This is a genomic window from Variovorax beijingensis (genome assembly GCF_007828835.1).
In the GTDB taxonomy this organism is placed as follows: Bacteria; Pseudomonadota; Gammaproteobacteria; order Burkholderiales; family Burkholderiaceae_C; genus Variovorax; species Variovorax beijingensis_A.
Window position 1 is genome coordinate 24655 of the sequence record NZ_VIVL01000005.1, and the last position, 19132, is coordinate 43786.

Genomic DNA, 19132 nt, shown 5'->3' on the forward strand with positions numbered 1-19132 from the left:
GGACTCACCTCAGCACCTCAGCACAGCACCGTCGTTCTTGTCGAACAGGTGGCACTTGTCCATGTCGAAATCCAGCGTGATGGTGTCGCGCGGGCGCACCTGCAGCTCGGGCGCCACGCGCGCCACGTGGCGCTGGCCGGCGCGGTCGAAGTACACCAGCGTGTCGGAGCCCAGCGGCTCGACCACGCTGACCTGTACGCGCAGGCCCGGTGCGTTGCCGGGCAGCACCCGCATGTGCTCGGGCCGCACGCCCAGCACGGCAGGGCCGGTCACGCCGCCGCAGCGCGGCGGCATCGGGAACCGCACGCCCTCGTCCATGCGCACGTTGGTGCCTTCGGCGTTCACGTCGAAGAAATTCATCGTCGGCGAGCCGATGAAGCCGGCCACGAACTGGTTCGCGGGCGACTTGTAGACTTCTTCGGGCGTGCCGAACTGCTGCACCACGCCGGCCTTCAGCACCACGATGCGATCGGCCATGGTCATGGCCTCGACCTGGTCGTGGGTGACGAAGACCATGGTGGTCTTGAGCTGCTGCGACAGCGCCTTGATCTCGGTGCGCACCTCGCCGCGCAGCTTGGCGTCGAGGTTCGACAGCGGCTCGTCGAACAGGAACACCTTCGGGTTGCGCACCATCGCGCGGCCCATGGCCACGCGCTGGCGCTGGCCGCCCGACAGCGCCTTGGGCTTGCGGTCGAGGTACGGTTCGATGCGCAGCATGCCGGCCGCGCGGTCGACGCGGCGCGCGATCTCGTCCTTGGGCGTGTTGCGCATCTCCAGGCCGAAGCCCATGTTGTCGCGCACCGTCATGTGCGGGTAGAGCGCGTAGTCCTGGAACACCATGGCGATGTCGCGCTGGGCCGGCGCCACGTCGTTCACGCGCCTGTCGCCGATGTAGAGGTCACCACTGTCGATCGGCTCGAGCCCGGCAATGATGCGCAGCAAGGTCGACTTGCCGCAGCCCGAGGGGCCGACGAAGACGACGAATTCCTCGTCGCGGATCTCCAGGTCGAGCGAGGGAATCACGGCCACGTCGCCGAAGCGCTTGACCAGGCCGTTCATGCGGATGGCTGCCATGCCGGTGCGTCCTCAGGCAAACGCCAGCAGCGGCTTGACGAGCTCGCCCGCCACGAAGCGGCCGAACATCTCCGGCAGCCGGTCGAGGCCGAACTGCGCATCCACCAGCTTGCGGTAGCGCGCCTTCTCGCCGCGCAGCAGTTCCACGTTGAGCGCGAAGTCGCTTTTTGGAAAGTAGAAGGTGCGCACCATGTAGAAGTCCTTGCGGCGGATGGCCTTGTTCTCCTGCACCGGCCAGGGCTTGTCGCTCTCGCCGATGAGGATGAGCACGCCGCGCGGCAGCACGATCTCCATGCCCAGACTGCGCGCGGCATGCGCGCCGCTGCACTCCACGATGAGCTTGAAGCGCTTGCTCGCGTCGCCCACCGGATGCCGCCGGGCGCCGAACGATTCGGCCAGCTGCAGCCGCTCTTCCTTCAGGTCGGACACGTACACGTCGGTGTAGCCCATGTTCTGCAGGGCGATCAGCGCGCCGATCCCCACCGGGCCCGCGCCCGTCACGAGCACCGCTCCCGTGGTTTCGGGCGGCACCAGCGGCTTCACGAAGCGGATGCCGTGCGCGGCGGTGCCGATGGTGTCCAGCAGCAGCGGCGCGAGCTCGTCCTCGATGTCGTCGGGCACGGGCAGCAGGCACTGCTCGGGCACCGCGAGGTACTCGGCATAGCCGCCCGGCCGGTTCCAGCCGACCAGCACCGATTCGTTCAGGCACATCTGCGTGTCGCCCGCGCGGCACGCGTCGCAATGGCCGCAGTGCACGGGGATGTAGACCAGGCAGCGCCTGCCGTCGAGCGCATGGCCCGGCTGCTGCACCACGCCGAAGATCTCGTGGCCCGGCGTGAAGCTGGCGCCGCTGAACCACAGCTTGGTGTCTGAGCCGCACAGCGCGGTGCGCCGCACGCGCAGCAGCACTTCGCCCGCCGACGGCACCGGCATAGGCGCCTCGCCGATGGTGATGCGTCGGTCGCCATGAAAAATCGCAGCTTGCATGAAGAGTCTCCTAACCTTTGACGGCGCCCATCGCCAGGCCCGACACGAGCCTGCGCTGGACGATGAATGCGAGGACGAGCGGCGGCAGCGCGATCAGGGAAGCCGCGGCCATCAGTGCGCCCCAGTTGGATGCGCCCTCGCCGATGAAGTTGAACGACGCCGCAATCAGCGTCTTGGTGTCGCCGTTCGACAGCACGAGCGCGAACAGGAAGTAGTTCCACGAGAACACGAAGGACAGGATCGACGCCACCACCACGCCCGGCATCACCAGCGGCAGCGCGATGCGCCGCAGGATGCGCGGCACGCTGCAGCCGTCGACCTGCGCGCTTTCGAGCACGCTGCGCGGAATGTTGTCGAAGAAGGGCAGCAGCACCCAGATCACGATCGGCATCGTGATGGCCGCATGGGTGAGGATCAGCGCCCAGTAGCTGCCGATCATTCCGGCTTCGCGGAACATCACGTACCAGGGCAGCAGGAACAGCGTGCCCGGTGCCATGCGCGCCAGCAGCGTGACGGTGGCGGGCCAGGTGATGCGCGTCCACGAAACCGCGAAGGCGGCCGGGATGCCCAGCAGCAGCCCGATGGCGGTCGAGCCCACGGTGATCACCGTGCTGTTCCAGGTGTAGTGCAGGAACGGCGTGGTGCCGAAGAGCGTGCGGTAGTTCTCCAGCGTGGGCGAGAACAGCAGCTTGGGCGGGTAGGCCGTCACCTCGGCCGAGGGCTTGAAGGACGAGAGCACCATCCACGCGATGGGCAGCAGGATCAAGAGCGCCACGAAGGCGATCTGCAGCAGGTTCAGGCGTTGCACCAGCTTGTCGTTCATGGCGTGGCCTCCTTCACCAGGCCACGCGCCTGCGCGCCTGGGTCAGCACCATCACCGCGCCCAGCACGATGGCCGACAGCGTGATCATCAGGGCGCTCGAATAGCCGATCTCGAACAGCTCGAAGCCCTTGCGGAAACCGTAGATGTTGAGCGTGTTCGAGGCGTTGCCCGGCCCGCCCTGCGTGGTGATGTAGATGATGTCGAAGAAGCGCAGCAGGTCCACGCTGCGCAGGATCGCGGCCGTGACCAGCGTGGGCGCGAGCAGCGGCAGCGTGATGCGCCAGAAGGTCTTCCAGCGCGAGGCGCCGTCGATCTGCGCGGCCTCGTACACGTTCGGCGGCAGCGACTGCAGGCCGCCCAGCACGATCAGCGCCACGTAGGGCGTCCACTGCCAGGTGTCGATCATCGCCACGGTGGGGATCACCCACACGGGCGAGGCCAGCCAGTCGGAGCGCGGCAGGCCCGCGGCCGTCAGCAGGTAGTTGGCGGCGCCGATGGAAGGGTCGAGCACCACCAGCCACATCATGCCGACCACCACCGGCGGCAGCACGAAGGGCGAGATCATCAGCGTGCGCACGATGCCCGACAGCTTCTTCGAGCCGTGCAGCAGCAGCGCGATCCAGGTGCCGAGCGCGAGCTGCAGCACCAGCGAGAGCAGGTACAGCACGAGCGTGATCTTCAGCCCGTTCCAGAACTCGCCGTCGCCCGCCATCTCGACGTAGTTCATGCCGAAGTTGAGCTTGGGCTTGCCGCCGAAGCTGTACTCGTGCAGGCTGAACCACACGGTGTAGGCGAAGGGAAAGGCGATCATCGCGGTCGTGAAGATCACGGCCGGCAGCGAGAGAAACGCGAGCTGTCCGCGCGTGCCGATCGACTGGCTCATGCATTCACCCCGCGAGAAAGCCGCCGTCGACCGCCAGCACGGTCCCGGTCACGTAGTGCGCCGCCGGCGAGGCCAGGTAGACGGCGCTGCCCGCGATGTCGTCCGGCTGCGCCCACTGGCCCAGCGGAATGCGCGCGCGGATGCGCTCGTAGTGCGCCGTGTCCTGGCGGCCGGCCGCGTTGATGGCGGTCTCGACATAGCCCGGCGCGATGGCGTTCACGCGCACGCGCTTGTCGGCCCAGGCGAGCGCGAGCGACTTGGTCAGCATCACGACGCCGCCCTTGCTCGCGCAATAGGCCGGGATGAACGGCAGCGCGACGAAGGCATTCATCGATGCCACGTTGACGATGCTGCCCTTGCTTTCTTCCAGCAGCGGCAGGCAGGCATTGCACAGGCGGAAGGTGCCGGTGAGGTTGACGTCCAGCACGCGCTGGAAGGTCTGGATCTCGAACTCCTTGAAGCGCGCCAGGATGCCCGCGCAGTTGACCAGCGTGCCGAGGCCGTCGAGACCGCCCGCGAAGGCCGCGACCTGGGCGTCGTCGGTCACGTCGAGCGTGCGCAGCGCCAGGCGCGGCTGCGGCGCCAGCGAACTGGCCGCGAGCGCCGCCTCGTCGACGCCCGTGGCGACGACGCTGCAGCCCATCTCGAGGAAGGCGCGCGAGATGGCGGCGCCGATGTCGCCGGCGCCACCGACCACCAGCACGCGGTGGCCTGCGGGGAAGTCGAACACGGCCATCCGTCAGTCCTTGGCGATGAGCGCGTCGAGCTGCTTGTCGGCGTCCGCGCAGGCCTGCGCGGGCGTCTTCTGGCCCAGCAGGAGTTCGGTCGCGGCCTGCCCGATGAACTCGCGCGAAGCCGGATTGGCGACGATGGGATAGCCCACCTCGGACGTGCCGGTGCGGGCCAGTTCGTTGACCGCCGCCACCCATTCGGCGCGCACCGGCTGCTCGTCCGTCCAGGCCTTGTAGCCGGGTGACTTCGCAACGGCCGTGCGCGGCGGCGCCACGCCGTCGAGCGCCAGCTTGGCCTGGACCGCGGGGCTGGTGGCCCACTGCACGAAGTACCAGGCGGCTTCCTTGTTCTTGCTGTGCGCCGACACCGACATGGTCCAGCCGATGACGGTCGGATGCGAACCGCCGGGGCCCGCGGGCAGGACGGCAACGGCGGTGTCCTTCAGGCGCGCGCCGCCGTCCATCACGTTGCGCAGCTCGTTCGACGACTCGAAGGCCATCGCCGCCTTGCCTTCGCGGTAGAGCGAGGAGATTTGATAGAAGCTGTAGTTCACGACGCCCGGCGGGCCGTAGTCCTTCAGCAGCTTGGCGTACAGCGCCAGCGAGGCCTGGCCTTCCTTGCTGCACAGCTGCGACTTGCCGTCCTTCATGTACTGGCCGCCCATGTTGTGCAGGAACACGCTGTAGGTGAAGGGCAGGGCGGGCTTGAGGCCGCGCGACACGAAGGGCGTGACGCCGGGCTCGCAGCTCTTGAGCTTGGCCGCCACGGCCTCGAGCTCGGGCAGGCTCTTAGGTAGCGTCACGCCGCACTTCTGGAACAGGTCCTTGCGGTAGTACAGCACCGGCCCCTCGACGTTCATCGGAATGCCCGTGAGCTGCTTGTCGTAGGTGGCGTCCTTGAGCATGCCGGCGCTCAGGTCCGCGAAGTCGTAGTCCTTGGCGCTGGCGGTCTTCACCAGCTCCGAAAGGTCGGCATACCAGCCGGCCTTGGCGAACTGCATGCCCTCGCGCGAAGGCAGCGACATGAACACGTCGACCTCGTCGCTGCGCGAGTTCATCACCGTGACCAGGCGCTGGCGCATCTGCTGCTCCTGGTAGGAGTCGACCTTCAGCGTCATGCCCGTCTGCTGCTCGAAATCGGCCTTGTACTTGAGCAGCGCGTTGGCCACCGGGTTGTTGTTGGCAAGGAAGGTCAGGGTCTTGCCCTGGTGTTTCTTCCAGTTGAAATCCTGCGCGAAGGCGGCACCGGCGCAGGAAGCCGCAACGAGGAGGGCGACGGCACGCACGGTGGTGCGGGCGCTCGGGCGGGTGCCCGGATGGCGGAAGGCCTGGCTCATTTCCTTGTCTCCTTTGACGTGTCGAAGGCGGTCTTCGAGGCGAGCAATTCGTCATGTAACCGTTTACAAAATTATCGGAACAGGCCTCTTCGATGTCAACGCGAAAAAGGCGATTACGGAGATGATTTGATAGGGGATTTCCCTGGAAATCGGCTGTAAACGGCTACGTATCGTTTCCTGTAAACTGTTTCACCATGAAGCCGAAATCCGTAGGAATCCGCGACGTCGCGAAGCACGTGGGCGTCTCGACGGCCTCGATTTCGCGCACCCTCAACAACCCCGAGTCGGTGAGCCTCGAGCTGCGCATGCGCATCGACGCGGCCATCGCCGAACTGGGCTACATCCCCGATGCGGCGGCGCGCGCGCTGTCGTCGCGCCGCACGCGCACCATCGGCGCGATCATTCCCACGGTGGACAACGCCATGTTCGCGCGCGGCATCGAGGCATTGCAGAGCTACCTGTCGCTGCAGGGCTACCTGCTGCTGCTGTCGACCAGCGGCTACGACCCCGAGACCGAGGCACGGCAGGCGCAGAACATGGTGAGCCGCGGCATCGACGGGCTCATCCTGCGCGGCGACATGCACACCGATGCGCTGCGCCGGCTGCTCGCGTCGCAGCGCATTCCCTTCGTCAACGTGGGCGTGTACCACCCCGACAAGCCGTATGCCTCGGTCGGCGGCAACAACGAGGCCGCCGCCTACCGCGCCTGCCGCTACCTGATCGAACTCGGCCATACGCGCATCGGCATGGTGGCGGCGATCTCGTCCAACAACGACCGGGCCACGGCCCGCGTGTCGGGGGTGCGGCGCGCGCTGGCGGAGAGCGGACTTGCGCTGAAGTCCGAGTGGTACATCGAGGTGCCCTACCACCTGGACGATGCGCGCCAGGGCGCGCGGTCGCTGCTGTCGTCGCCGCGCGAAGGCTGGCCCACGGCGGTGGTCTGCGGCAACGACGTGATCGCCTACGGCGTGCTGCTGGAGGCCGAGCGCCGCGGACTCAACGTGCCCGACGACCTGTCGGTGATGGGCTTCGACGATCTCGAATGGAGCCGCCACCTGCGCCCCAGCCTGACGACCATGCACGTGCCCACCGACGAGGTCTGGACGCGTGCCGGGGAGTACCTGGTCCGGTCGCTGTCGGGCCGCGCGGCCGCGCTGCACCATGAGGTCGATGTGTCGCTGGTGGTGCGCGAATCGACGTCGCGGCCCCGGTCGGACGGGGGCCTGAAGGCCCGCTGAAGCGCCCGCGCCGCGAAGCCGGCGGGCGCCCGATTTCCATTCACGCGCGCATGGGCGCGCGGCTTCTGTCGTTGTTGGCCGTGACGAACTTGGCGAGCAGCTTCATGAAATCGTGGCGCTCCTGCTCGCTCATGGTGCTGAACAGCGCGTCCTGCATCTGGGCCATGGCCGGCACCGTCTGCGCGAGCAGCTCGGTGCCCGCGGCGGTCAGGCGCAGTTCGCGCTGGCCGCGTGCCAGCACCTGGCGCGTGATCCATCCCTTGGTCTCCAGGCGCGCGGCAATGTCGGCAGCGGTGGAGGTGTCGAGCGCCACCTGCTGGGCCAGCGTGACCTGGTCGATGCCGGGCTTCTTCTGCAGGGTGCGCAGGATCGCGTACTGGACCGGCGTGATGTCGCGCCCCAGCTTCTCATGGAACACCGAGACCGCGATCTGGTGGGCCCGGCGAATCAGGTGGCCCGGCTGGTCGTTGATGTCGATCTCGGCGGCGTCGGAAGTGGGGCTGGGCATGGATGTCGAAAGCTGAATCGGGTCTCCGGCGGCAAGGGCGGAGCCTGCGATTCTAGGGGGTCGACCGCCGAGCGGGCCGCTACAGATCGAGCACCAGCATTGCCGAACGCGAGCGCGAGCAGCACGGGGTGAACTGGTCGTTGGCGGCCTGTTCTTCCGGCGTCAGGTACATGTCCTTGTGGTCCGGCTCGCCTTCCAGCACGCGCGTGAGGCAGGTGCCGCACACGCCCTGTTCGCAGGAGGTCGCCACCTCGACGCCCGCCTCGGCAAGCGCCTGCACCACCGTGCGGTCCTTGGGAACCTTGACGATGCGCCCCGAGCTCGCCAGCTTGACCTCGAACGCCGCGTCGCTGTCCGAGGCGGCGATCTCGGCCGAGAAGAACTCGTAGTGCAGCTGCTCGGCCGGCCAGCCGGCGGTGCGCGCGGCATCCAGCACCCAGTCCATGAAGCCCTTCGGGCCGCAGACGTACAGGTGCACGCCCGGCTGCGGCGTGCCGATGGCCTGGGGCAGCGACAGCTTCTGTGCCGCGTCGCCGTCGTCGAAGTGGAACTGCACCTGCGAGGCGAACGCGGACTGCGCGATGCGCCCGGCAAAGGCGGTGCGCTCGCGCGAGCGCGTGCAGTAGTGCATCTCGAAAGGCGCCGCGCTCAGTGCCAGCCGCTCGGCCATGCACAGGATCGGCGTCACGCCGATGCCGCCCGCGATCAGCACGCTGCGCGCGGCCGCATGGGCCAGCGGGAAATGGTTCTTCGGTGCGCTGATGCGCAGCAGGCTGCCCTCCTGCACCAGCTCGTGCATGGCCTGCGAGCCGCCGCGCGACGAGGGATCGCGCAGCACACCGATCAGGTAGCGGTGGCTCTCCTGCGGATCGTTGCACAGCGAGTATTGGCGCGTGAGGCCGTTCGGCAGATGCACGTCGATGTGCGAGCCGGCCGAGAAGGCAGGCAGGGCATGCCCGTCGGCGTGCACCAGCTCGAAGGTGCAGATGTCCAGCGCCTCCGCATGCTTGCGGGCGACGCGCACGTTCAGTTCGGAGGCGTTCATGCCGCACCTGCCGTAGTCGCCGGGGCCTGGCTTTCCTGCGCGATCAGGCGCTCCAGCACGCGGCGCGATTGCACGCCGCCCGAGTCGATGTTGAGCTTCAGCAGCGCGCGGTCCGGATGGGCGAGCAGGTTGCGCTGCTGCGATTCGAGCATCTCCAGGTCTTCGCTGAAGATCTTGCCCTGGCCTTCGCGGATCGACGCGGTCAGCGCCTTGTCGTGCGGCTGGAAGTTGCGCGCCATGCCCCAGAAGTACCAGTGCGAGGTCTCGGTCTCGGGCGTGATGAAGTCCACCACGATGCTCGACACCTTGTGCGCCGGATCGGCGTGGTAGCCGCCCTTGCCGGCGTGGGCGACGCCCACTTCGATCAGCACATGGCTCGGCGGCGTGAAGCGGCAGATCTGCCAGCGGTCGACCGGCACGTCGTCGGCCAGGTGGTTGCCGCGCAGCGCCATGCGCCAGAAGGGCGGCGCCGAAATGTTCTCCATGAAGCGGCTGGTCGTGACCTGGTCGCCCTCGGTCTTGGTGGTGGTGGGCGTCTCGTCGATTTCCTTCTGGCCGATGCTGGTCGAGTGCACGTAGGTCTCGTGCGTCAGGTCCATCAGGTTGTCGATCATCAGGCGGTAGTCGCAGTGGATGTGGAACAGGCCGCCGCCGTAGGCCCAGTCGGGGCTTTCGGCCCATTCGAGGTGATGCAGCTTGGCCGGGTCGGCCAGAGCGGGGTCGCCGGGCCAGATCCAGACGAAGCCGTAGCGCTCGATCACGGGGAAGGAGCGGATCGCGGGGAAGCCGCGCACGCGTTGTCCGGGCATGGCGACCGTCTTGCCGTCGCAGCCCATCTCCAGGCCGTGGTAGCCGCACACCAGCTTGCCCTCGACCACCCGGCCCAGGGACAGGGGCGCGCCGCGGTGCGGGCAGAAGTCCTCCAGCGCCGTGGCCTTGCCTTCGGCGGCGCGGTACAGCACGAGGTTCTCCCCGCAGATCTTGCGGCCCAGGGGCTTGTCGTCGATTTCGTTGCCGGTGCAGGCCACGTACCAGGTGTTTTTCGGGAACATGTAGCTCTCCTTCGGATGGCTGGGTTGGAACGAGGGATCAGTGGACGGCGGCCGCGCGGCCGGCCGGCTGCGCCGCGGCGCTGCGGCGCAGCGCGAGGACGGCAGCCATCGCTGCCACCAGTGGCAGCGCGTAGGCGTAGTAGAGATGCGGCGGCTGCCAGCCGCGGTCGAGCAGCATCCCTGCGATGAGCGGCGCGAGGATGGCGCCGATGCGGCCGATGCCGATCGCCCATCCCATGCCGGTCGTGCGCACGGCGGCCGGATAGATCACCGGTGCGAAGGCATAGAGCCCGGCCATCGAGCCGAAGATGAATCCGCCGATCAGGAAGGCGATCGCGAACGATGCGCCCAGGTGGCCGGTGGCCGCGCCGAACGCGGCCATGGCCAGCGCCGTGATGGCGAGGCTGGCGGCCGTCAGGCGCCCGAGGTCCAGCCGCGCGACCAGCAGTCCGAACAGGCTGCCTCCGACGATGCCGCCGATGTTCAGCAGCACGCCGCCGGTGATGCCTTCCCGCGCCGACAGCCCTGCCGAAACCAGCAGCTTCGGCGTCCAGCTGAGCGCGAAGTAGAAACCGAACATCAACAGGAAGAACGCGGCCCACAGCAGCAGTGTCGAGCGCGCCAGGCCTGCGTTGAACAGGCTCGCCACCGTGGAGGCGGAGCGCTCGCCGGCCGGCGGCAGCGGAGGGAGTTCGGCCAGTGCCGGACGCCCCATCTGGCGCAGCAGCGCGTTGAGCTTGCGCAGCGCGCCGGCGGGACGCCTGGAGACGAGGAAGTCGACCGATTCGGGCAGGCGCCACAGCACCAGCGGAATCATCAGCGCCGTGGCAAGGCCGCCGAAGAGGAAGACCGAACGCCAGCCGTAGCGCTCCAGCAGCACGGCGGCGATGCTGCCGCCGATGGTCGCGCCGATCGGATAGCCGGTCGCCTGCAGGGCCACCGCGGTGCTGCGCCACTTGTTCGATGCGTATTCGGAGGTGATGACGCCCACGCTGGCCAGCATGCCGCCGATGCCCAGGCCGGTGAGCGCGCGCAGCGCGGCCAGCTGCGTGCTGCTCCGGGACAGCGCCGACAGCCCCATGCCGAGCGCGATCACCACCAGGCACAGCAGGATGACGGCTTGGCGTCCGAAGCGATCGGCCAGCGGCGCGAGGAACAGCGAGCCGGCGGCCATGCCGAACAGGCCGGCACTGAACAGCACGCCGAGCTGCGCGCCGCCGAGCTTCCATTCGGCCGACACGCTGGCGGCGGTGAAGGCCATGACCAGCACGTCGAAGCCGTCGAGCATGATCAGCGTGATGCAGATCGTGATGGCGCTCCACTGGAAGCGGCTCATGGGGCCTTCATCGAAGGTCTTGCGTAGATCGTGGGTCAATGTGTCTCCTTGTGCAGGGCAGCCAAGTACATTGCTGGCGCTCCTTGATTCAGTACACTGAATGACAATCAGTGTACTGAATCATCCCGCGTGGAATCAAGGGCTCATCGACTGGGGTTTACCCTTGGCTGAAGCGCCTGGCCAGCGGGGTCACGCAGGCACAGGCTGCACCGTCGGTGCGCACACCCGGTTGCGCCCGCCCGTCTTGGCCGCGTACAGCGCCTTGTCGGCGGCCCGGATCAGTTCCTTGGGCTGGCCCGCCTTCCCGGCCGCGGGGCTCAGCGCATCCACGCCCGCGCTCAGCGTCACGAACCCGTCGGCAGAGCCGGCGTGCTCGATCTTGAGGTCGCGCACGGCGCTGCGGATGCGTTCGGCCAGCATCACGGCGCCCGCCACGTCGGTGTTCGGCAGCAGCACCGCGAGTTCCTCTCCGCCATAGCGTGCCGCAAGATCTCCCGGGCGCCGCGACGCGACGCGGGCGATGGTGCGGCCGATGGTCTGCAGGCACTCGTCGCCTGCCGCGTGGCCGTAGATGTCGTTGTACTGCTTGAAGCAATCCACATCCATCATGATCAGGGCCAGCGTGCTCGCCGTGCGCGCCGCGCGGCTGTATTCGCTGTCCAGCGCCACGTCGAACTGCCTGCGGTTCGCGAGCCCGGTCAGGCCGTCTTCCATGGCCAGGGTGTTGAGGGTCTTGTTGAGCGTTTCCAGCGCATCGCGCGCCTGCCGCAGCTCTGCCTCGGTGCGGGTCTGGAGCTGGAACTGCCGCACCAGCCGCCACCCGATGAAGCCGACGATCAAGGTCAGCAGAAGAACGCCGCCCGAATGCCAAAGCATTTCGCGCCACCAGTTGGCCAGGATCTCGTCCTTGGACAGCGCCGCGGAAACGAACAGCGGATAGTTGGCCAGGCGCCGGAAGCTGTTCAACCGCGTCACGCCGTCCTGCGCCGACTTGATGAAAGCCATTCCGACCGGCCCTTGTGCGGTGTAGGCGCGGAAGAGCTCGGTTTCCTGCATGTTCCGGCCCACCATGTCGGGGCTGTAGGGCCGGCGCGTCATCATGGTTCCGTTTTCGAGCACCAGCGCGACGGCGCCGGCCTGGCCGATGTCCAGGCTGTCGTAGAACCTGGAGAAGAACTCGACGTGGATCGTTGCGAGCGCCACGCCGGCAAAGCTGCCATCCGCATGGTTGATGCGCCGCGAAACCGGAACCAGCAGCCGGCCGCTGGTGCGGCTGTGCACCGGAATGCCGATGTGCGGTCCGCGATCCACGTGCGTTCGGTGATAGACGAAATACTCCCGGCCTGCGTTGTTGAGGTTTTCTGGCGGCGTGGAACGGGAGTTCGCAACCCAGTTGCCGTCCTTGTCGTAGATGTGCAGGCCGTCGAGCTGCGGCAGTTCAGCGACCCGCATGGACAGCACACGGCGAAGCCGGGCCACGCTGGCCGGATCGGTGCCGTCCTGCTCGACGCGTTCGACCATGCCGACCAGCACAGTATCGGCCTTCTTGATGGCGTCGTCGGCCTGCTGCGCCATGGCGCGCGCGAGGTTCGACGCGGCCACGTTCATCTGCTGGAGCTGGTCGGCGCGGGACTCCCAGCTGTTCCAGAAGTCGATCGCCAGCAGGCTGAGGCAGACGACGGCCACGAAAGCCATGGTCCGGGCGGTGATGGAGGGTCCGCGAAGCACTACGCGCTTTCAGGGCAAAGAAGCATGGCGGCGGAAGGGGGAATGATGGGGTGGCTCGCCGGAGGCGAATGCGGCCCCAATGTATCCGAAGGCGACGCCCCGCGCATCCGGCCGCCGCTTGGTTGCGGCGTCAGCCGGGCGGCAGCTGGCGCAGCTTGCGGTAGAGCGTGTTCCGGCTGATCCCCAGGCGGCGCGCGGCTTCGGAGAGATTTCCGGCGCACGACTGCATCGCCTGCGACACCGCGCGTGCCGAGACGGCCTTCAGGTCCGCTGCGCCGCCGGCGGGCATCGCGGGCGCCGTGGGCTCCTCCGCGGAAATGCCGCGCAGTTCGTCGGCCAGGTCGTCGGGCAGGTGCCACCAGTCGATCTGCGCCTCGTGTTCGCCCAGCAGGGCGCAGGCGGTGTGCAGCGCGCTGTTCAGCTGGCGCAAATTGCCGGGCCAGCGGTAGCGCGACATGGCCAGCGCGAGCTCGGGCGCCAGCCGCAGCTCGCGCCCGGGCTCGATGCCGCGCAGCATCTGCGCGACCAGGTGCGGCAGGTCCTGCCGTTCGTGCAGCGCCGGCAGCTGCAGCGACAGGCCGTTGAGCCGGTAGTACAGGTCTTCGCGGAAGCGCCCGGCCTCGATCTCGCGGCGCAGGTTGCGGTGCGTCGCGCACACCAGGCGGAAGTCCACCGCCACCGGCTTGCCGCCGCCCAGCGGCGTCACCTGCCGGTCCTGCAGCACGCGCAGCAGCCGTGCCTGCAGTGCGAGCGGCATGTCGCCGATTTCGTCGAGCAGCAGCGTGCCGCCGTGCGCCTCGCGGATGCGGCCGGCTGCGCCGTCGCGGCTCGCGCCGGTGAAGGCGCCGGGCCGGTAGCCGAAGAGCTCGGCCTCGATCAGCTGCTCCGGCAGCGCGGCGCAGTTGACCGCAACGAACGGCCCGTCCCGGCGCGTTCCGCTCGCATGCAGCGCCCGCGCGAACACTTCCTTGCCGACGCCGGAGGCGCCCAGCAGCAGCCAGGAGATCGGCTTGTCGAGCACCCGCCGGGCGCGCTCGACGGCGGCTTGCATGGCCGGGTCGCCGGTGTCCAGCGCGGCCAGCGCGTCGGCGTGTGTTTTTTCCGCCGCACGCGGCGCCGGGGCCGCGCCGGGCGAGGACGTGAGCACATGGCGGCCGGCCTCCACGCGCAGCCAGAGCGCGCTGCCGTCGTGCCGGCGCACCGTGCGTGGCGCGCTGCCCGGCTGGCGGCACCAGGCCATCAGCGTCGTCATATCCAGCTGCAGCAGCTGCTCGACGGCGGCGGCGCCCACGTCGGCGCGGGTCAGGCCCAGCATGGCGAGCGCGGCCGCATTCGCGCCCATCAGCCGGCCGTCGTCCGACAGCGCCAGCAGGCCCTCGGCCACGCTGCCGATGCCCTCGGGCTGCAGATGCAGGCGCAGTCGCAGGTCGGTGGCGTGGCGCGTGTCGAACAGCTTCTGCTCGACCGTGCGCACCGCCAGCCGCACCAGCGCCAGCGCATGGCGGTGGTGGCCGCGGTGGTCGCCCGAGATGTCGAGCACACCCAGCATGTGGCCGTCGGGGCCGGTGATCGGCGCGGCCGTGCAGGTGAGAAAGCCGTTGCGGTCGAGGTAGTGCTCGCCGGCATGCACCACCAGCGGCGCCGCGTCGGCCAGCGCGGTGCCGATGGCATTGGTGCCGCGCCAGCGTTCATGCCAGTTGGCGCCGGGTCGCAGCGCCACGCGCTGCGCGCGGTCCGCGAAATTCGCATCGCCCATGGCCTCCAGCAGCATGCCCTGTGCGTCGGCAAGGATCACCAGGCTGTCGGTGTCGCGCATCTGCTCGAACAGGAACTCCATCACCGGCCGCGCATGGGAGGCCAGTTCGCGCTGCTGCTCGAGCGCGCGTGCCAGCTGCGCCGCGGAGGCATGGGGCGCGCCCGGCGCGCGGCCGGCCGGTGCCAGGCCGAAGCCGCGGCTGCGCTCCCAGCTTCGGCGCAACGCGGCATCGATCAGGCCGTCGGCCACTTCGCCGGTGGTGGTCAGCTGGCGGCGCGCCTCGCGCAGGCGCGAGCCCGGCGTGCGCGCGGCGACGTGGTGTGAAGTCGTCTGCATCTCGGTTGTCTCCAATAGGGCCTCTCTGGGCCTTGGTGTCACGGCATCGAACGTTCGAGCATGAATGCGGCGGTGCACTGTTCCGTTTCGTGACAGCTGCTCAGCGCGGCACGCTCTGCTGCGCAGTCTGGCGTAAGAAACTGACCCGGTTCTTGCGCCAGATCAGAGCATTCGCGCCCAAGAGGGGGTGGCATGGCGTGTGCAATGCAGCACGCGGGACCGCGCGGCATCCGGCTTGCGCGGTCGCCTTCCACCCCTTACCCGACGGAGACAAGAGACCATGCAATACGCCAGCCCCAACACCCCCGGTGCAAAGATCGACTTCAAGCCGGCCTACGACAACTTCATCAACGGCAAGTTCGTGCCGCCGGTGAAGGGCCAGTACTTCGACGTGATCACGCCGATCACCGGCAAGCCCTACACGCGCGCCGCCCGCTCGGGTGCCGAAGACATCGAGCTCGCGCTCGACGCGGCCCATGCCGCCGCGGGCCGATGGGGACGCACCTCGCCGGCCGAGCGTGCCAACGTGCTGCTGAAGATCGCCGACCGCCTGGAGCAGAACCTCGAACTGCTCGCCTATGCGGAAACCGTGGACAACGGCAAGCCCATCCGCGAGACGCTCAACGCCGACATTCCGCTGACCATCGACCACTTCCGCTACTTTGCCGGCTGCCTGCGCGCACAGGAAGGCGCACTGAGCGAGATCGACGAGAACACCATCGCCTATCACTTCCACGAACCGCTGGGCGTGGTGGGGCTGATCATTCCGTGGAACTTCCCGATCCTGATGGCCGCGTGGAAGCTCGCGCCCGCCATTGCCGCGGGCAACTGCGTGGTGCTCAAGCCCGCCGAATCGACGCCCGTGAGCATCATGGTGATGGCCGAGCTGCTGGCCGACCTGCTGCCGCCCGGCGTGCTCAACATCGTGAACGGCTATGGCCGCGAAGCCGGCATGGCGCTGGCGGGCAGCAAGCGCATCGCGAAGATCGCCTTCACGGGTTCCACCGCCACCGGCCGCGTCATCGCGCAGGCCGCGGCCGGCAACCTGATTCCGGCCACGCTGGAGCTCGGCGGCAAGAGCCCCAACATCTTCTTCGAGGACATCGCCGACGCGGACGACGACTTCTTCGACAAGGCCATCGAAGGCCTGGTGCTGTTCGCGTTCAACCAGGGCGAGGTCTGCACCTGCCCGTCGCGCGCGCTGATCCAGGAGTCGATCTACGACAAGTTCATGGCGCGCGCGCTCGAGCGCATCAAGGCCATCAAGCAGGGCCATCCGCTGGACACCGACACCATGATGGGTGCCCAGGCCTCGGCCATGCAGATGGACAAGATCATGAGCTACCTCGCGCTCGGCAAGGAAGAGGGCGCGCAGTGCCTGACCGGCGGCGGCCGCGCGCAGCTCGGCGGCGAGCTGGCCGGCGGCTACTACATCGAGCCCACGCTGTTCAAGGGCCACAACAAGATGCGCATCTTCCAGGAGGAGATCTTCGGGCCCGTGCTCGCGATCGCCACCTTCAAGACAGAGGCCGAGGCGCTGGAGATCGCCAACGACACGCCCTACGGCCTGGGCGCCGGCGTGTGGACGCGCGACGGCAGCACCGCCTACCGCATGGGCCGCGCCATCCAGGCCGGCCGCGTCTGGACCAATTGCTACCACGCCTACCCGGCGCACGCCACCTTCGGCGGCTACAAGGAATCGGGCATCGGCCGCGAGACGCACAAGATGATGCTCGACCACTACCAGCAGACCAAGAACCTGCTCGTGAGCTACTCGCCGAAGAAGCTCGGGTTCTTCTGACGGCACGGCGGCGCCCGAAGATGACGGCGCTGTAATCCAGCCGACGGGAAACCGTCGGACTGGACGGCTAGAGTGGCATGCATGCCCGTCGAATACGGACAGGCATTGCCGCTCTACGCCCTATCTACAATCTCCGCATGCACCGGGTTCGCCTCTTTGTCCTCTGGATCGTGATGTTTGCCGTGCCCTTCCAGGCGTACGCGGCGGCAGCCATGGTCTTTTGCGGGCCGGGCCATGAGGGTGCTGCCTTGGCGGTTGCGGCAACCGCCGCGCCGGCCGCAGCGCATCGGCATGCCCAGCAGGCGCATGGCGATGGGCATGCAGACCATCACCACCACGAAGCCGCCACGCAGGACGCCGGGCCATCCGCCGGCGATCACAGCGCCGGCACCACCGCCCATGCGGATCCGGATGGCATGCACAAGTGCGGCACCTGCGGCGCCTGCCATGCCACCGCGCTCACCAGCACGCTGGAACTGATCGTGTTCCAGGGCCTTCCGCGTGCCGACCTGATCGAGCCCGCCAGCACGGTGGCCTCGGTCGCGCCGCGCCTTCTCGACAGACCTCCTCGCGCCTGAAGCGTTCGTGCGCCTGCGTGCGCCCGGTCATCGGGCCGCCGCAGCACAGCAGCGAACGCGCATGCATCGCCTGCGTCATGCCCCTCCGGGTGCCGTGACGCATTCCGTTCATGACCATGCGAGGTTCCCATGTTCCATTCATTGCCGGCCCGTTGGCTGGCTGTCTTTCCAGCCGTGGCGGCCGCGCTCGCCGCCGCGGCCCAGCCGGCGTCCGTCCCATCGGCTGACGAAGGCGCCGCCGGCGCGCCCACCGCCCTGAGCTACCGGTCCGCGTTCGAGGGCTACCGGCCCTTCACCGACGACAAGCCCATTCCGTGGAAGCAGGCCAACGAGACCGTCCGCCAGCGCGGCGGTTGGAAGGCCTATGCAGAGGAGGCCGCGGGTGGCAGCGCCTCCGATGCACCGGCCGCGCACCAGGGGCACACGATGCTGATGCCTCCCTCGAAAAAGGAGCAGAAGCCATGAAGCGCGCCGTGCGCCTCACGGCCCTCGCGGCGGCGGCCGTCTTGCTGGCCGGCTGCGCCTCGGTCGGCATCGACGACGCGCTGCAGGACACCAACACCCAGGCCGGGCAGTTCACCGGCGGCAAGCTCGAGCTCAGCCGCACGCAGGAGCAGCGCGACCGCCGCGCCGCGCTCGCGCAGGAGCTGCTGTCCAGGCCGCTGTCGCAAAGCGACGCGGTGCAGCTCGCGCTCACCAACAGCCCCAGGGTGCAGGCGCTGGTCGCGCGGAGCTGGGGCGACATCGCCGCGTCCAACCAGTCGAGCCGGCTGCCCAACCCGGTCTTCAGCTTCGAGCGCATGCGCCTGGGCAGCGAACTCGAGATCGGGCGGCTCTTGTCCTTCGGCCTCGTGGACCTCCTCCTGCTGCCGCAGCGCCTGTCGATCTCGCGCAGCCAGTCGAGCCAGGCCAAGGTGCAGCTCACCGGCGCGGTGGTCGACCAGGTCACGCAGGTGCGGCAGGCCTGGGTCCGCGCGGTGGCCGCGCAGCAGATGCTGCGCTACGCCGAGCAGGTCAACCGCTCGGCCGAGGCCAGCGCGGAACTCGCGCGGCGCATGCAGCAGATCGGCAACTTCAGCAAGCTGCAGCGCGCGCGCCAGCAGGTCTTCTATGCCGACGCGACCACGCAGCTGGCCTCGGCGCAGCACGCCGCCACCGCCGCGCGCGAGGAGCTCGTGCGCGCCCTGGGTCTCGATGATGCGCAGGCCGCCAGGCTGGCCTTGCCCGAGCGGCTGCCCGATCTGCCGAAAGCGCCACGCGAGGCCAAGGAAGTGGCCGCCACCGCGACCGAGCAGCGCCTGGACGTGCAGCTCGCGCGCGCCCAGCTCGACGTGGCGGGCAAGTCGCAGGGCATCAACCTGCTGTCGACCTTCGTCGATGTGGAAGTCGGCGGCCGGCGCGACACCGTGTTCGACAACGCCGAAGGCACCCGGAGCACGCGGCGCGGCTTCGAGCTCGACATCCGGCTGCCGCTGTTCGACTGGGGCTCGGCGCAGCGCGATGCGTTGAACGCGCAATCCCTGGCCGCGGCCAACCGCTACGACGCCACCGTGCGCGGTGCTTCGTCGCAGTTGCGCGAAGGCTATTCGGCCTACCGCACCGCCTACGACATCGCGCGGCACTACCGCGACGAGATCGTGCCGCTGCGCCAGGCCATGGCCGACGAGAACGTGCTTCGCTACAACGGCATGCTGATCGGCGTCTTCGAGCTGCTGGCCGAGGCGCGCGACCAGATCGCCAGCGTGAGCAACGCCATCAACGCCCAGCAGCAGTTCTGGCTGGCCGATGCCGCACTGGCGGCCTCGGTGATCGGCAAGCCCACGGCCGTCGGTACACCGACCGCCAGCGCGGGGGGCGAAGCCGCCTCCGCCGGCGCCGCCCATTGAATGCGCCACCTGCACTCACCAACGATTCGAACG

Annotated in this window: 17 protein-coding genes; 5 read left to right on the forward strand and 12 right to left on the reverse strand. The window is 68.6% G+C overall.

The window, feature by feature from the left end:
• Window positions 1–9: 9 nt before the first annotated feature.
• From FB547_RS16250 to FB547_RS16275, 6 genes are read right to left on the reverse strand one after another with little or no spacing between them, the layout of a single operon-like run.
• On the reverse strand, window positions 10–1074 hold the full coding sequence (locus FB547_RS16250) for an ABC transporter ATP-binding protein (RefSeq protein ID WP_145743932.1): 1065 nt from the start codon (window positions 1072–1074) through the stop codon (window positions 10–12).
• Window positions 1075–1086: 12 nt separating this feature from the next.
• Entirely contained in the window at window positions 1087–2061 is a 975-nt protein-coding gene (locus FB547_RS16255; protein ID WP_145743934.1) for an alcohol dehydrogenase catalytic domain-containing protein, read from the reverse strand.
• Window positions 2062–2071: 10 nt separating this feature from the next.
• Window positions 2072–2884, reverse strand: coding sequence for a carbohydrate ABC transporter permease (locus FB547_RS16260; RefSeq protein WP_145743935.1), 813 nt, complete (start codon window positions 2882–2884; stop codon window positions 2072–2074).
• A gap of 13 nt (window positions 2885–2897) precedes the next feature.
• A complete protein-coding gene (locus FB547_RS16265) occupies window positions 2898–3767 on the reverse strand; it encodes a carbohydrate ABC transporter permease (RefSeq protein ID WP_145743937.1) in 870 nt (289 codons plus the stop codon).
• Between the two features lie 4 nt (window positions 3768–3771).
• The gene (locus FB547_RS16270; RefSeq protein WP_145743939.1) at window positions 3772–4503 is read right to left on the reverse strand and encodes an SDR family NAD(P)-dependent oxidoreductase; all 732 of its coding nucleotides are present in this window, start codon (window positions 4501–4503) and stop codon (window positions 3772–3774) included.
• Window positions 4504–4506: 3 nt separating this feature from the next.
• The gene (locus FB547_RS16275) at window positions 4507–5835 is read right to left on the reverse strand and encodes an ABC transporter substrate-binding protein (RefSeq protein ID WP_145743941.1); all 1329 of its coding nucleotides are present in this window, start codon (window positions 5833–5835) and stop codon (window positions 4507–4509) included.
• A 194-nt stretch (window positions 5836–6029) separates the two neighbouring features.
• Here FB547_RS16275 and FB547_RS16280 point away from each other — a divergent pair, with 194 nt between their 5' ends.
• Window positions 6030–7073, forward strand: a complete 1044-nt coding sequence (locus FB547_RS16280; protein ID WP_145743944.1) for a LacI family DNA-binding transcriptional regulator — start codon at window positions 6030–6032, stop codon at window positions 7071–7073.
• 40 nt (window positions 7074–7113) lie between these two features.
• Here the strand turns inward: FB547_RS16280 and FB547_RS16285 are convergent, their stop codons facing one another.
• The 6 genes from FB547_RS16285 to FB547_RS16310 all read right to left on the reverse strand — a co-directional run bounded on the left by FB547_RS16285 (window position 7114) and on the right by FB547_RS16310 (window position 14834).
• Window positions 7114–7581, reverse strand: coding sequence for a MarR family winged helix-turn-helix transcriptional regulator (locus tag FB547_RS16285; protein ID WP_145743946.1), 468 nt, complete (start codon window positions 7579–7581; stop codon window positions 7114–7116).
• A 79-nt stretch (window positions 7582–7660) separates the two neighbouring features.
• Window positions 7661–8626, reverse strand: a complete 966-nt coding sequence (locus FB547_RS16290) for a PDR/VanB family oxidoreductase (protein WP_145743948.1) — start codon at window positions 8624–8626, stop codon at window positions 7661–7663.
• Window positions 8623–9678: an aromatic ring-hydroxylating oxygenase subunit alpha gene (locus tag FB547_RS16295; protein ID WP_145743950.1), complete on the reverse strand. Its 1056-nt coding sequence runs from the start codon at window positions 9676–9678 to the stop codon at window positions 8623–8625. Before FB547_RS16295 ends, FB547_RS16290 begins: the two co-directional genes overlap by 4 nt.
• 37 nt (window positions 9679–9715) lie before the next feature.
• A complete protein-coding gene (locus tag FB547_RS16300) occupies window positions 9716–11053 on the reverse strand; it encodes an MFS transporter (protein WP_145743952.1) in 1338 nt (445 codons plus the stop codon).
• A gap of 150 nt (window positions 11054–11203) precedes the next feature.
• Window positions 11204–12709, reverse strand: a complete 1506-nt coding sequence (locus FB547_RS16305) for a sensor domain-containing diguanylate cyclase (RefSeq protein WP_225613297.1) — start codon at window positions 12707–12709, stop codon at window positions 11204–11206.
• A 163-nt stretch (window positions 12710–12872) separates the two neighbouring features.
• On the reverse strand, window positions 12873–14834 hold the full coding sequence (locus FB547_RS16310; RefSeq protein WP_145743955.1) for a sigma-54-dependent Fis family transcriptional regulator: 1962 nt from the start codon (window positions 14832–14834) through the stop codon (window positions 12873–12875).
• 280 nt (window positions 14835–15114) lie between these two features.
• On the opposite strand from FB547_RS16310, the gene adh reads away from it, so the two are divergent.
• The 4 genes from adh (at window position 15115) to FB547_RS16330 (ending at window position 19099) form a co-directional block, all read left to right on the forward strand.
• Window positions 15115–16635, forward strand: coding sequence for an aldehyde dehydrogenase (gene adh / locus FB547_RS16315; protein ID WP_145743957.1), 1521 nt, complete (start codon window positions 15115–15117; stop codon window positions 16633–16635).
• Window positions 16636–16772: 137 nt separating this feature from the next.
• The gene (locus FB547_RS16320) at window positions 16773–17213 is read left to right on the forward strand and encodes a hypothetical protein (RefSeq protein WP_261380301.1); all 441 of its coding nucleotides are present in this window, start codon (window positions 16773–16775) and stop codon (window positions 17211–17213) included.
• A gap of 129 nt (window positions 17214–17342) precedes the next feature.
• Complete coding sequence (locus tag FB547_RS16325; RefSeq protein WP_145743961.1) at window positions 17343–17678, forward strand: hypothetical protein; 336 nt, start codon at window positions 17343–17345, stop codon at window positions 17676–17678.
• Window positions 17675–19099 (forward strand): TolC family protein, encoded by a 1425-nt coding sequence (locus FB547_RS16330; protein ID WP_145743963.1) that lies wholly within the window; start codon window positions 17675–17677, stop codon window positions 19097–19099. The genes FB547_RS16325 and FB547_RS16330 overlap by 4 nt, the downstream gene beginning before the upstream one ends.
• The last annotated feature ends 33 nt before the right edge of the window (window positions 19100–19132 follow it).